This is a genomic window from Pseudohaliea sp. (genome assembly GCF_040217025.1).
In the GTDB taxonomy this organism is placed as follows: domain Bacteria; phylum Pseudomonadota; class Gammaproteobacteria; order Pseudomonadales; family Halieaceae; genus Pseudohaliea.
Map to the genome: position 1 here is coordinate 996,850 of NZ_JAVJOA010000008.1, position 12,896 is coordinate 1,009,745.

The window sequence follows — 12,896 nt, forward strand, 5'->3', positions numbered from 1 at the left end:
TTACACCTCCCGGCCCAGGACGAGCGTCGCGTGGCTGGACATGATACCGCCCTGCGCGTGCACGAGGCCCGCCTCCGCGCCCGCGACCTGGCGCTCGCCGCACTCGCCGCGCAGCTGGCGTACCGCCTCCGTGAGAGCGAACATCGCGCCGGGATTGCCGGGATGGCAGTGGGACAGCATGCCGCCGTGCGTGTTGACGGGCAGCCGGGCGCCGGGGCCGGTGCCCTCGCTAGCGAGGTAGGTACCGCCCTCACCCTTTTCGCAGAAGCCGAGGTCCTCGAGTTCGACGAGCACCGTCGGCGTAAAGCAGTCGTAGAGCTGCGCGAAGGCGAGGTCCGCGGGGCCCAGGCCGGCCATGGCGAAGGCTGCCGCGCCGGACTCCCGCGCTGCAGAGGCGGTGAGGTCCCGGGCCTGGCTGATGTGTTCGTGGCTGTGTCCCTCGCCGAAGCCGAGGCAGTAGACCGGCGGCCTCGCCAGGTCGCGGGCGCGGTCGGCGCGGGTCAGCACCACGGCCGAGCCTCCGTCGGAGACCAGGGAGCAGTCCAGCAGCCGCAGCGGGTCGGCGATGGGCCGCGAGGCGAGCACGTCGTCGACGGTGATCGGGTCGCGCTTCTGCGCCGTCGCGTTGCGCGCAGCATGGGCGCGCGTATCGACGGCAATGCGCGCGAAGTGCTCGGGACGGGTGCCATAGCGCGCCATGTGCGCCTGCGCGATCAGCGCGTAGTAGGCGGGCACCGTCGGCCCGTAGGGCTGCTCGAAGTCCGGGTGCCCGGTCGATGACTGCATGCGCATCGCCTGGTCGCGGGTGAGGCCGCTGCGCAGGCTGTCCGCCATGGCGAGGACGACCGTATCGACCTCCCCCGCCAGGATCGCCGCGGCCGCGTGGGCCAGGGCCGTGACGGTGGTGCCGCCGCCCGTGGGCAGGGTCAGGCACAGCTTCGGGAACAGCTGCAGGTACTCCGCCATCGCCTCCGCGTGGTACAGGATCGGCTGCGCCATGGCGTTGCAGGTGATGAGGCCGTCCACGTCGCCGAGGGCCAGGCCCGCATCGGCCACGGCACCGCGGATCGCCTCGGCGCAGAGCTCCGTCGGCGTCACCCCGGGGACGACGCCGACCGCCGTGTCGAAGGCGCCAACGAGGGCAGTGGCGGCCCGCAGGCTCACGACGCGCCGCCTCCGCCGAGGCGTACGGTCGCCTCACCCGGTACCAGCGTATCGCCGGAATCGTTGCGTACCCACAGGGTCAGGGCGGCCGTACCGGCGGCTTCGTCGACCGACGTGATCTCGCCGCCGACGTGCAGTGCGTCGCCGACGTAAGCTGCGCCGCGGTTGGAGTAGCTAATGCGCTCGAGGTCGCCGTCGCCGTCGAGCCATTCCTCGACGCACTGGTGCAGCCAGTCACCGAGAAGCGGGCCGGCCACCACCAGGCCCGGATAGCCCTCCACCTCCGTGGCATAGGGGTAGTCGAAATGGATGCGGTGGGCGTTGTAGAGCACCGCGTTGTAGAGGAACAGCTGGATCTCGTCGCAGCTGCGGGTGAAACCCGGCAGTGCATCGCCGGCCTTGAGCTCCCGATTCGCCGTCACAGTCGTCACCGCAGGATCCTCGTGGTCTTTTCCCGGATTACCAGTTCGCCCTCGTCGTTGCGTATCTCCATGACCAGCTCGTAAAAGATGAGCGGCCCGGAACGGCCGCGCTTCTCGTAGATATCCGTGAGGGTGCGCGTCGCCGTCAGCCAGTCGCCGGGACGAACCGGTTTCAGGTACTCTATTTCGAGCCCGCCGGCCATGGCCTTCTCCAGCGGGAACTTCGGCAGCAGCTTGTCGATGAAGACGCCGTCCGGCGACAGCTCGTCCATGGTCACCACGTCCCAGAACAGCGGCACGTGGAACATCGGCGGCGCCACGTCCCCGTCGAGATAGCGCTGCTGCCGGTTGCCGGTGGCGATCGCGTACTTGCGGATCTCCCGGCGGGTCACGAGCTCGCGCCGCGGCGAGTCCTGGCGGCCGATATTGGCGAGGAGCTCCGGCGTCAGGAGCGTTTCCTCTGCGGCCGTGTTGCTGGAACTAGACATTCTTTCCGTGCTCCCGCCAGTAGGGTTCGCGCAGGTCGCGCTTGAGAATCTTGCCCGTGGGCGCCTTGGGGAGGCTCTCCACAAAGTCGACGGAGCGCGGCTTCTGGTAGGAGGCCAGGTGCTCGCTCGCGGTCGCGATGATCTCCGCCTCGGTGGCACTCATCCCGGGCTTCAACACCACCACCGCCTTGACCGCCTCGCCCCACTCCTCGTCCGGCACCCCGAACACGGCGGACTCGAGCACCGCGGGGTGCTGGTGGATAGCAGCCTCCACCTGGGTACTGAAGATGTTCTCGCCACCGGAGATGATCATGTCCTTGGCGCGGTCGACGATGTAGACATAGCCGGCCTCGTCCCAGGTGGCGACGTCACCGGTATAGAGCCAGCCGTCACGCAGGGTCTCTGCGGTCTGCTCCGGCTGGCGCCAGTAGCCGACCATGTTTGCCTCCGAGCTGACGATGATCTGGCCGGGCGTCTGGCCGTCCCGGGGCACGTCGTTGCCCTGGCCATCGACAACGCGCAGCGTCGTCATGAACGCCTCGCGGCCGCAGGAGGACAGGCGCCCGGCGTGCTTGCCCTCGACCGCTGCCTGGTGATCCTCCTGGGACAGGAAGCTCATGGTCATGCCCTCGGTCTGCCCGTAGCCCTGGATGATGGTGCAGGGAAAGGCCGCCAGGGCCGCTTCCACGACCTTTCGCGGCATGGGCCCGCCGCCGTACTGGATGTTGCGCAGGCTCGACAGGTCGAAGCGGTCGAAGTCCTCCACGGCCATCATCCAGTTGAGCATGGTGGTGACCCCGAGGAAGGCGGAGACCCGCTCGCGCTCGATCACCTCGAGGGCGAGCCGCGCCTCGAAGTTGATCAGGACCACCGGGCAGCCGTGCGCCATGTAGTTCATGGCGAGGACTACCGGGATATGGAACATCTGGCCGGTCAGCATGTACACGTCGTCGCGCTGCACCCGTTCGGCGACCGTCTGGTTGACCATGCCCGTGAACAGGGACCGGTGCGTGTGCAGGGCGCCCTTGGAGCGGCCGGTCGTGCCGCCCGTGTAGAGGATCAGCACCGGATCGTGATCACCCACGCTGTCGGCGATCGCCGCTTCGGCGTCGCTGGCTGCCCCGATCAGCTCTTCATAGTCACCATCGGGCCCGAAGCGCAGCCAGTTGGGGAGCGACACCTGCGTGCCGAGCGTATCGACGACCTCATCGAAGTCGCCGGCGTAGGCCAGGGCGCGGGGCTCGCCGTCTTCGATGATGCGGGCCAGCTCCGCCGTGCCCAGGCGCCAGTTGAGGGGCTGGAGCACCAGCCCCACCCGCGCGCAGGCGAAGTAGAGCTCCATGTACTCGATGCAGTTCTTCGACAGGACCGCAACGCGATCACCCTTCTCGGCACCTAGGCTGTCCAGGAGGCCGTTGCCGAGACGCCGCACCCGCTCGTCCAACTCGCCGTAGCTGATCCGGCGGTCGTTGGGGATATCGATAAGCGCCGGCTGCTGCGGCTGCATGCGCGCTGTCTTCGCGGGGATGCGACCGATATTCATGGCGGGTCAGTAGGCCTTTTCGAGATCGAGATGCCGGCGCACCAGCTCGCACCGGCTCCCGTCAACGATGACTTCATCGCGGTAGATGCCGGTGCACAGGAGCTGCGCCTCGCCGTGTTCCGTGGCGAACAGCGAGAGGTAGGAGACGACAGGGATGGCGCCGTCCACCGTCGCCTCGCCCGCCGGGGGATAGAAAACGTTCGACACGACATGACGGCGCTTGTCGGTCTGCTCGTCCCAGGCGCCGCGCATGAGGCCCATGATGCCCTCGCGCCCCTCGAAGGGGCCGATGAGGTCACCGCCGGCAATGCGAAGGGAGAACACCGCGTTTTCGGCAAAACAGGCACTAAGCATGGCGTCTTCCTGCTCGTCGAGTGCGAAGGCTGCGCGCGAGAGCAGATCGCCGATGACGGCACGTGCCGCAGGGCCAGGTAAAGGTGTGGCGTCAGCCATACTCGGATCCTCGATTCGCTTATTCGATTTATGGCCGCAAGGCTAAGCCTTATTTGAAGAAGATTCAAACACAAAATTTTGGTAGCTTTGCCGGGCCTCTGCAAGGAAGCCGACCTCTTGGACAGCACCGCCAGCGCGCAACGAGCCCCCCGGAGCAGCCGCCAGGCCCGCAGTGCGGAGCGCCGCCGCCGCATTTTCCAGGCGCTGCACGACTGCGTCATCGACAAGGGTTACACGCGCACGACCCTTGCGGACATCGCCGCCGGGGCCGGCATGTCGGCGAGCCACCTCCTCTACTACTTCCGCGGCAAGGAAGACATTCTCGAGCAGTACTTCGAGAACGTGTCGGAAAAGTTCCTCGCCCGCATCGGCGACCGGGGCGACGCAGCGGCCAGGGACCGCATTGAGCATCTCGCGGACCTCTGGTTCCGCGGCGAGGCCAGCACGCGGACCGAGATCGGCTTCATGCTCGAGTGCTTCGGCGCCGCCGTGCACGACGAAGTACTGCGCGTGACCAAGGCCGAGTTCGACCTGCGCTGCAAGGACCACCTCGTCGCCATCTTCCGGGCCGCGCCGGCCTGTTACCTCGGAGACGATGGCGACGCCGCAGAGGTCGCCTACGCGATGATGATCGGGCTGCGTTCCGCAGTCTATTTCGACCAGGCGATGGACCTGGCAACGGCCCACCGCATCTTCCGCGACACCCTGCTCAAGATCGCCTCGCTAGAGGACGCCTGACCCTCCCTGTGCCCGCCCTGGTGCGGGCTCCATTTCGGTTCTATTTCGGCACTCTAAGGGTCCCATGATGGCCCGGCGCGGCCCTTGCTCGCCCAGAAAAATTTCTTATTAGCACTTGAAAAAATCCAATATGGCACTATGATGCCCTTCGTAACGTCAAATGTTACCTTTCTACACACTTTGCGAATCCTGGAGGATACTGTGAAACACTTCACCTGGCTGGCCATCCTTGCCAGCGCCGTGGCCGCTGCCGAGCCGCCGGCGCAGGACGCCCCGGTTGTCGACATGGCCGTGCTCGAAGTCGAGCGCGATACGACGGCAGATGACGCGCTGGGCGCCCCGCTGAAGCGGATTGCCGAGGAGCTGGACCGTGCCCTGGAACTGCAGCTGGCGCCCGAGGACGAGGCACCGGAGCTCGAGGCAGACTACGTCGCCTCGATACGCTGACCGCCCGTGCAGGCCGGCCGCCGTGCGCTTGCCGGCACCGGAGCGATGGCATAGAATCGCGCCCTCTCTCGGGCCGGCATAGCTCAGTTGGTAGAGCAACGCATTCGTAATGCGTGGGTCGGAGGTTCGAATCCTCTTGCCGGCACCATCTTTACAACACGGTTCCTGGCCTCCCCCGCCGCGTTTGATTGCGCCACGCTGCACTGCAGGCGCGCCGCCAGAGCCTTGCGCACGGCGCTGCGACGCACAACGATGCGACAGGGCACCGCACCGGCAAGTCCGCGCGCGCGCCCGGCCCGTAACAAATCTGATACCCTGCCGTAGCTGACCATGTTAGACGCCCTCGACCCCGTCCTGCTGGCACGCGCCCAGTTCGCCTTCACGGTCGCGTTCCACTTCATATTCCCGGCCCTCTCCATCGGCCTCGCCAGCTACCTGGCGGTGCTCAACGGCCTCTGGCTGTGGACCCGGGACCGAAGCTACCTGGCGCTGTTCCAGTTCTGGATCCGCATCTTCGCCCTGGTCTTCGCCATGGGCGTCGTATCCGGCATCACCATGTCATACCAGTTCGGCACCAACTGGTCGGTGTTCTCCGATCGGGCCGGACCGGTCATCGGGCCGCTCATGGCCTACGAGGTGCTCACGGCCTTCTTCCTCGAGGCGGGCTTCCTCGGCATCATGCTGTTCGGCCGCGAGCGCGTCGGCGACCGCCTGCACATGCTGGCGTGCGCCATGGTCGCGGTCGGCACGGCGCTCTCCGCCACCTGGATCCTCGCAGTCAACAGCTGGATGCAGACGCCGGCGGGCTTCGAGGTGGCCGCTAATGGCCAGTTCCTGCCGAAGGACTGGCTTGCGATCATCTTCAACCCCAGCTTCCCCTACCGCCTCGCGCACACCCTGACGGCCGCCTACCTGACCACGGCCTTCATGGTCGGCGGGGTGGCCGCCTGGCACCTGCTGCGTGGCCACGGGCACAGCGCCCCGGTGCGGCGCATGTTTTCCATGGCCCTGTGGATGGCCGCCATCGTCGCCCCGCTGCAGGTCTTCATCGGCGACCTGCACGGCCTCAACACGCTCGAGCACCAGCCGGTGAAGGTGATGGCCATGGAGGGGCACTACCGGAGCTACCCGGATGGCGCACCGCTGATTCTCCTCGGCCTGCCGGATTCCGCCGCCGGCGAGGTGCGCTACGCGCTGGAAATTCCGAAACTGTCGTCGCTGATCCTGAAGCACGCCCTCGATGCGCCGCTGGCGGGTCTCGACACGGTGCCGCCGGAAGAGCACCCGCCCGTGGGCGTGGTGTTCTGGGCCTTCCGGATCATGGTCGGGCTCGGGCTGGCCATGGCGGGCCTCGGCCTGTGGAGCCTCTGGGCCCGCTATCGCGGCCGCCTCTACGAGGACCGCTGGCTGCAGCGGGCGGCCGTGGCCCTCGCGCCGTCGGGCCTGGTGGCGGTCATCGCCGGCTGGGTCACCACCGAAGTCGGTCGCCAGCCCTGGACGGTCTACGGTGAGCTCACCACCGCCGCCTCCGTGTCGCCGATCGCCGCACCGGCCGTGGCCACCTCCCTGCTGATCTTCGCCGTGGTCTATTTCCTGGTCTTCGGCGCCGGGATTTTTTACGTGCTCCGGCTCATGGTCCAGGGCCCGGACACGGTCAGCGGCCCACCCACGGACGGACCCCTGCGCACCGCGGGCACCGTGCCGGCCGTCCAGTTCCAGGAAGTCGCGTCAAGGGGAGGTGCGTCGTGGACCTGACCATCGCCTGGGCCGGCCTGCTGGTGCTCGCCGTCTTCATCTACGTCGTGCTCGACGGCTTCGACCTCGGTATCGGCATGCTGTTCGCGGCTTTTCCCGAGCGCCGCGACCGCGACCTGCTCATGAATTCCGTGGCGCCGGTCTGGGACGGCAACGAGACCTGGCTCATCCTCGGCGGGGGCGGTCTCTTCGCCGCCTTCCCGATGGCCTACGGGATCTACATGACGGCGCTCTATACGCCGATCATCGCCATGCTGCTCGCTCTCGTGTTCCGCGGCGTGGCCTTCGAGTACCGCTGGCGCACGGAACGCTGGCGGCGCTGGTGGGACCGGGCCTTCATCCTGGGTTCCGCCGTCGCTGCCCTGGCCCAGGGCATCGCCCTGGGCGCCGTGCTCCAGGGCGTTGCCGTGGACGGGCGCAGCTACGGGGGCGGCTGGTGGGACTGGCTGACCCCCTTCACGCTGCTCACCGGGGTCGCGGTGGCGGTCGGTTACCTGCTCCTCGGCGCCTGCTGGCTGGTGCTGAAAACGGAGGGCGAGGTGCATGACCGCGCCCGGCGCATCGCCGTGGTCACGGGCGGCATCACGGTGGCGATGATCGGCGCGGTCAGCCTGGCCACGCCGTTCCTGGAGGCTACCTACTGGGAGCGCTGGTTCACCCTGCCCACGGCGGCGGTGGCCGCGCCGGTCCCCATCCTGGTCGCCGTGCTCAGTACCTGGCTCTACCGCTCCCTGACCCGGGACGGGTACGATCTCGCGCCGTTCCTGCTCACCCTCGGGCTCTTCGCCCTCTGCTTCGTGGGCCTGTGCATCTCGCTCTGGCCCTACATAATCCCCACCTCGGTGACACTCTGGGAGGCCGCGGCCCCGCCCTCCAGCCAGTGGTTCATGCTGGTCGGCGCGCTGGTCATGCTGCCGCTGATCCTGGGCTACACCGGCTACGCCTACTGGGTATTTCGCGGCAAGCTGGACCCGGACGAGGGCTACCACTGATGAGCGGCCAGCCGCTGCCGCCCGCGCTGCGGCGGCTGCTCTGGTTCATCGCGCTCTGGGGTGCGGGCGTGCTGGCCGTCGGCGCCGTGGCCTTCCTGCTGCGCGCCCTGCTGCTCCCCGCCTAGGCCGCGAAGCGGTCCGTCACCGCCACCAGGGCGGCCGCGTTGCCGCCGTCGAAGGCGGAGTGGCCGGCGTCGGGCACGAGGTGGAATTCCGCCTCCGGCCAGGCCCGATGCAGCATCCAGGCCGTCGCCGGCGGGCAGACCACGTCGTAGCGCCCCTGGACGATTGCCGCCGGGATGTGACGGATGCGGTCGATTCCCTCGATCAGTTGTTCCGGGCGCTCAAAGAAGCCGCCGTTGACGAAGTAGTGACATTCGATGCGCGCCATTGCGAGCGCCGCCGCGGGCGCATCGAGCTGGGCCACGAAATCCGCCCGCGGCCGCAGGAAGCTGGTCGACGCCTCCCAGACGGACCAGGCCCGCGCTGCCGCGAGCCGCTCCTCCTCATCCGGCCCGGTCAGCCGCCGGTGAAAGGCCTGCACGAGGTCATCGCGCTCGGCCTCCGGTATCGGCGCGAGGTAGGCCTCCCAGGCGTCCGGGTACATTTCGCTGGCACCGTACTGGTAGAACCAGCGGATCTCCTGCTCCCGCAGCAGGAAGATACCGCGCAGCACCAGTTCGCTGACCACCCCCGGATGGGCCTGCGCGTAGGCGAGGGACAGGGTGCTGCCCCAGGAACCGCCGAAGACCAGCCAGCGCCCGATGCCGAGGGTCTCCCGCAGCCGCTCCATGTCGGCAACGAGGTCCCAGGTGGTGTTCGCCTCCAGCGATGCATGGGGCCGGGACCGGCCACAGCCGCGCTGGTCGAAGAGTACGATGCGGTAGCGCTCCGGGTCGAAGAAGCGCCGCGCGTCCTTGCCCGCCCCGCCCCCCGGGCCGCCGTGCACGAAGAGGCAGGGCTTGCCCGCCGGGTTGCCGCACTGCTCGTAGTAGATCTCGTGGCCATCACCCACCGCCAGCCAGCCGTGGTCGTAGGGATCGATCGGGGGATAAAGGGCATCCATGCGCACGGGCTCTCTGTCTCGGGTTGGTCGGCCCATGATGACCCCTCGGCAACGGGCGCGGCAAGATCGCCCGGCGCGATGCTCAGAAGGCGAGCGATTGCTGCCCCGGGGCCGGCTCCGCGACGGCGGCCGCCGGCGGCCCGGGCGCCGCGAGCGCCGAGAGCGCGATCCCGAGCAGCCGGATGCCCCGCGCCGGCGGCAGCAGCGGCGCGACGGCCGCGGACGCCAGCTCGCGCAGCCGCTCCGGCGTTTCCACCGGCACGGCCACGGAGCAGGCCCGGGTCAGCAGCCGGAAATCCGAGTACTTGACCTTCACGGTTACCGTACGACCGCGCAGCGGCTGCGCCTCGACCCGCGCCCAGAGCGTGTCCGCAATCCGGTCCAGCGCCGCCTGCACCGCCGCGCTGTCTTCGAGATCCTCACCGAAGGTACGCTCCGCGCCGATGGACTTGCGCTGCCGCTCGGGCCGCACCGGGCGCTGGTCTTCCCCTCGTGCCGCGCCGTAGAGGTAGCCGGCAAACTTGCCGAAATGCCGCTCGAGGAAGGCCCGCTCGCAGGCGCGCAGGTCGGCCCCCGTGTGAATGCCCAGCCGCGCCATGCGCTCCGCGGTCCGCGGCCCCACACCGTGAAAGCGCCGCACGGGCAGCGCCGCAACGAAGGCCGGCCCCTGCGCCGGCGTAATCACGCAGAGCCCGTCCGGCTTGTGCTGGTCGGAGGCGATCTTGGCCAGGAACTTGTTGTAGCTGACCCCCGCGCTCGCCGTCAGCGCCGTCTCCTCGCGGATGGCCGCCCGGATGGCCTGCGCCGTCGCCGTCGCGCTGCCCAGGCGAGCCCGGTCGGCGGTCACGTCGAGATACGCCTCGTCGAGCGACAGCGGCTCCACCTGGTCGCTGTAGCGCGCGAAGATGCTCCGGATCTGCCGGGAGATGTCCCGGTAGTGGTCGAAGCGCGGACTGACGAACACCAGCTCGGGGCAACGCCGCTTCGCCGTAACCGACGGCATCGCCGAGCGCACCCCGAACACCCGCGCCTCGTAGCTCGCCGCCGCCACCACGCCCCGGCGCGCCGACCCGCCCACAGCCACCGGACGCCCGCGCAGCGACGGATCGTCCCGCTGCTCCACGCTGGCGTAGAACGCGTCCATATCGACGTGAATGATCTTGCGCGGCGCGGCGTCGGCTTCCTCGGTCATGCGCGAAGCTTAGCCCAGCATGCCCCTGAAAAAGAAAGCCGGGCGCCCTGGGGGGCGCCCGGCCCGGGTCGTTGCGGTCGGGTCTAGAAGCGGTAGGTGCCCTGCACGGCGTAGGTTGCCGGGCGGTCCAGGAACTTGTAGTAACCCATGCCCGTGCCACCGGTCAGCGTACCCGCCAGCGGGCCTTCGCCGCCGTAGGTCACGACGTCCTCGTCCGTAAGGTTCTGCCCCACGAACGCGACTTCCCACTGCCCGCTGGCGGCACCAAGAGCCACGCGTAGGTTGACCCGGGTGAAGCTGTCCTGCTCACTCCGCGGGTCGAGGGTCGGGTTGAAAATGTAAGAGTCGCTGTAATTGAGGTCCAGGGTCGACCGCAGCTCGAGGCTATCGCCGAGGGGGATCACGTAGTCAGCGATGAGTGACCCCGTCCATTCCGGCGTGTACTCCTTGCGCTCGCCGGTAGCATCGCAGGTCACGCCATCGGGCTGCACCGAAGCGGGGTCGAGCACCTCCTGCCCAAACCAGCACTGGTTGTTCTTGAAGTCCGTGTACTCGAAGTCCAGATAAGCCAGTGCAGCTGAGAGCGTGAGCCCTTGCGTAACGAGCCAGCGGCCGTCCAGCTCGACCCCGGAGATTTCCGCCTCGCCCGCGTTCTGTACGTTGAAGCCGAGCACGCCGTCAAACTGGCTGGTTTGCAGATTGGTGTATTCCGTGTAGAAGGCCGCGATGTTCAGCTCGGCCGTGTCGCCGATGCCCATTTTCGCGCCGACCTCGAAACTCTCGGCAGACTCGTCCTCGAACTCGAAAACACCGACGATGTCTTGGCCACCCTGGAGCAGGTTCACCGCGTTGACCACGCTCGGGTCCGGGTGGCCGTTGGAGCGGATGTCGAAACCGCCGGCCTTGAAGCCCTCGACGTAGGTGGCGTAGAGCATCATGTCGTCAGTGGCATCCCATTGCAGTGTCACCAGCGGGTTGAACTCTTCTTCCTGGCGATTGCCGTTGATCGTATCGTACGGCTCGATCGCAAAGGCGCCAAAGAGCGGATTCAGGCCGAACAGGATGTTCGGGGTCTGCCCCGAGGGATCGGTAGCCGGCAGCGGCGCTCCTCCCTCGAAACCGGCCGTTGCGAAATGCACCTGCTGCTTCGTGGCAGACTTGTCCTCTTCACTGTAGCGCCCGCCCAGCACGAGACGAAGGCGGTCGTTGATATTCCAGGTTGCCTGGGCGAACACCGCCCACATGTCACTTTCCTGATTCGCATTTCGCCGAGTGCTGATGTTCGCGAAGGCGGGGTTGGACACTCGCAGGAGGCTGGTGTCACGGACGCTGATCGAGTCAGCGAAGTCGAGTTCGTTGGTCTGGTAATACAAGCCGACGATGTAATCGACAGTTTCTCCGCCCGCCGAGCTGAAGCGCACCTCCTGGCTGAACTGTTCGAACTCCTCGTTACCGAAGGCGTCAAACACCGTCGCGCTAGTGAAGTCACAGTCACAGAGTTGGAAATAGTCGTACTCAAGCCAGCCCGTGGTCGCGGTCAACGTACCGCCCGCGATCTGGTAGTCGAGTTCCAGTACGAAGACATCCGACTGGTTGTCGTGGAAATCACCATTGCCGCCGCGGACCCGGTCGAGTTCACCATCCACGCCGCTGTACTCGATCGGCGGATCGAAGCCGAGCAGGTTGTTACCGGCCGCAACCGCCGTATCGAGAGCTGTGATGTAGTCCACCCCGACCCCGGTACCAGCAAGATCCTCGCGGACGATGCTCTGCGTCATTTCCACGTTGCGGCCGTTATCGTCAAAGTCGGAGCGTTCATACTTTGCCCAGATGGAAAGGCGGTCGGTTGGCTCCCAGAGCAGTGAGCCACGGATGACCGATTCTTCTTCCTGCTTTTCGTCATCGCCGTTGAAGGTATTGGTGTAAGGCCCTTCCACGTCGCGATACAGAATGCCCAGGCGCCCGGACAGGCTGTCAGTGATCGGACCGGAAAGAACCAGCCGGTAGTCCTGTCGCTCCTCTTCCGTCTCATAGAGTGCGGTGATCGAACCCTCGAAGGTGTCCGTCGGCCGGGCAGTGACCATGCTGACCGCGCCGGCGATGCTGTTCTTGCCGAAGAGAATCGGCTGCGGCCCGCGCAGGACCTCGATGCGCTCGAGGTCGAAGAGCGGCGCACGCGCAAGCTGGCCCCGACCGTAGTAAATGTTGTCCACGTACATGCCTGTGGACTGCTCGAAGCCCGGGTTGATGCCGGAGCTCACGCCGCGGATCGTGATGTTGTTCGAGATGCCGCTCTGGTTCATGGAGAAGTTCGGCACGTAGGTCGTCAGCGCCTCGAGGTTGGTGATATTCGCCTCGACGAGCTTGTCACCGCTCACGGCGCTGACCGAGATCGGCACGTCCTGCAGGCTCTCGGCCCGCTTCTGGGCGGTGACGATCACCTCTTCGAGCATCAGGTCCTGGGCCTGGGCGCCGGCCGCGAGGGCCAGGGCGAGGCCCGCGACCAGCGGACGGCGGTGGACGAATAAAGGACGTACTTGCGGTGCGATAGGCATGGCGTTACCCCGTAGTTGTCGTTATTTCACGGGACCGGCGGCGCCGGTCTTTTTATGCAACCGACCCTAGCATAGCAAAAC

At 67.3% G+C, this 12,896-nt stretch carries 13 protein-coding genes and 1 tRNA gene; 6 read left to right on the top strand and 8 right to left on the bottom strand.

The window, feature by feature from the left end:
• From RKE50_RS08775 to RKE50_RS08795, 5 genes are read right to left on the bottom strand one after another with little or no spacing between them, the layout of a single operon-like run.
• A complete protein-coding gene (locus RKE50_RS08775; RefSeq protein ID WP_350035934.1) occupies nt 1-1,164 on the bottom strand; it encodes a thiolase C-terminal domain-containing protein in 1,164 nt (387 codons plus the stop codon).
• Nucleotides 1,161-1,595, bottom strand: coding sequence for a hotdog family protein (locus RKE50_RS08780; RefSeq protein WP_350035936.1), 435 nt, complete (start codon nt 1,593-1,595; stop codon nt 1,161-1,163). The genes RKE50_RS08775 and RKE50_RS08780 overlap by 4 nt, the downstream gene beginning before the upstream one ends.
• Nucleotides 1,592-2,074: an FAS1-like dehydratase domain-containing protein gene (locus RKE50_RS08785; RefSeq protein WP_350035937.1), complete on the bottom strand. Its 483-nt coding sequence runs from the start codon at nt 2,072-2,074 to the stop codon at nt 1,592-1,594. The genes RKE50_RS08780 and RKE50_RS08785 overlap by 4 nt, the downstream gene beginning before the upstream one ends.
• On the bottom strand, nt 2,067-3,617 hold the full coding sequence (locus tag RKE50_RS08790) for a class I adenylate-forming enzyme family protein (RefSeq protein WP_350035938.1): 1,551 nt from the start codon (nt 3,615-3,617) through the stop codon (nt 2,067-2,069). Before RKE50_RS08790 ends, RKE50_RS08785 begins: the two co-directional genes overlap by 8 nt.
• Before the next feature lie 6 nt (nt 3,618-3,623).
• On the bottom strand, nt 3,624-4,070 hold the full coding sequence (locus RKE50_RS08795; RefSeq protein ID WP_350035939.1) for a nuclear transport factor 2 family protein: 447 nt from the start codon (nt 4,068-4,070) through the stop codon (nt 3,624-3,626).
• A 117-nt stretch (nt 4,071-4,187) separates the two neighbouring features.
• On the opposite strand from RKE50_RS08795, the gene RKE50_RS08800 reads away from it, so the two are divergent.
• The 6 genes from RKE50_RS08800 to RKE50_RS08825 all read left to right on the top strand — a co-directional run bounded on the left by RKE50_RS08800 (nt 4,188) and on the right by RKE50_RS08825 (nt 8,127).
• Nucleotides 4,188-4,808: a TetR/AcrR family transcriptional regulator gene (locus RKE50_RS08800; protein WP_350035940.1), complete on the top strand. Its 621-nt coding sequence runs from the start codon at nt 4,188-4,190 to the stop codon at nt 4,806-4,808.
• Nucleotides 4,809-5,009: 201 nt separating this feature from the next.
• The gene (locus RKE50_RS08805; RefSeq protein ID WP_350035941.1) at nt 5,010-5,255 is read left to right on the top strand and encodes a hypothetical protein; all 246 of its coding nucleotides are present in this window, start codon (nt 5,010-5,012) and stop codon (nt 5,253-5,255) included.
• A gap of 72 nt (nt 5,256-5,327) precedes the next feature.
• A tRNA-Thr gene (locus RKE50_RS08810) sits at nt 5,328-5,403 on the top strand.
• 182 nt (nt 5,404-5,585) lie between these two features.
• Nucleotides 5,586-7,010, top strand: coding sequence for a cytochrome ubiquinol oxidase subunit I (locus tag RKE50_RS08815; protein WP_350035943.1), 1,425 nt, complete (start codon nt 5,586-5,588; stop codon nt 7,008-7,010).
• Entirely contained in the window at nt 7,001-8,002 is a 1,002-nt protein-coding gene (cydB, locus tag RKE50_RS08820; RefSeq protein WP_350035944.1) for a cytochrome d ubiquinol oxidase subunit II, read from the top strand. The genes RKE50_RS08815 and cydB overlap by 10 nt, the downstream gene beginning before the upstream one ends.
• Nucleotides 8,002-8,127, top strand: coding sequence for a DUF2474 family protein (locus RKE50_RS08825; protein ID WP_350035946.1), 126 nt, complete (start codon nt 8,002-8,004; stop codon nt 8,125-8,127). Before cydB ends, RKE50_RS08825 begins: the two co-directional genes overlap by 1 nt.
• On the opposite strand, the gene pip is transcribed toward RKE50_RS08825, so the two are convergent.
• From pip to RKE50_RS08840, 3 genes are all read right to left on the bottom strand, one after another.
• Nucleotides 8,124-9,068: a prolyl aminopeptidase gene (gene pip, locus RKE50_RS08830; protein WP_350035948.1), complete on the bottom strand. Its 945-nt coding sequence runs from the start codon at nt 9,066-9,068 to the stop codon at nt 8,124-8,126. The genes RKE50_RS08825 and pip overlap by 4 nt on opposite strands.
• 82 nt (nt 9,069-9,150) lie before the next feature.
• On the bottom strand, nt 9,151-10,260 hold the full coding sequence (gene dinB / locus RKE50_RS08835) for a DNA polymerase IV (protein WP_350035950.1): 1,110 nt from the start codon (nt 10,258-10,260) through the stop codon (nt 9,151-9,153).
• Between the two features lie 83 nt (nt 10,261-10,343).
• Nucleotides 10,344-12,815 (bottom strand): TonB-dependent receptor, encoded by a 2,472-nt coding sequence (locus tag RKE50_RS08840; RefSeq protein ID WP_350035952.1) that lies wholly within the window; start codon nt 12,813-12,815, stop codon nt 10,344-10,346.
• Nucleotides 12,816-12,896 lie beyond the last annotated feature (81 nt).

Excerpts from the sequence above, each read along its gene's own strand:
- RKE50_RS08815 (WP_350035943.1), top strand. The coding sequence starts at position 5,586 with ATGTTAGACGCCCTCGACCCCGTCCTGCTGGCACGCGCCCAGTTCGCC.
- RKE50_RS08795 (WP_350035939.1), bottom strand. The coding sequence starts at position 4,070 with ATGGCTGACGCCACACCTTTACCTGGCCCTGCGGCACGTGCCGTCATC.
- RKE50_RS08790 (WP_350035938.1), bottom strand. The coding sequence starts at position 3,617 with ATGAATATCGGTCGCATCCCCGCGAAGACAGCGCGCATGCAGCCGCAG.
- RKE50_RS08840 (WP_350035952.1), bottom strand. The coding sequence starts at position 12,815 with ATGCCTATCGCACCGCAAGTACGTCCTTTATTCGTCCACCGCCGTCCG.
- pip (WP_350035948.1), bottom strand. The coding sequence starts at position 9,068 with ATGGATGCCCTTTATCCCCCGATCGATCCCTACGACCACGGCTGGCTG.
- RKE50_RS08825 (WP_350035946.1), top strand. The coding sequence starts at position 8,002 with ATGAGCGGCCAGCCGCTGCCGCCCGCGCTGCGGCGGCTGCTCTGGTTC.
- RKE50_RS08785 (WP_350035937.1), bottom strand. The coding sequence starts at position 2,074 with ATGTCTAGTTCCAGCAACACGGCCGCAGAGGAAACGCTCCTGACGCCG.
- dinB (WP_350035950.1), bottom strand. The coding sequence starts at position 10,260 with ATGACCGAGGAAGCCGACGCCGCGCCGCGCAAGATCATTCACGTCGAT.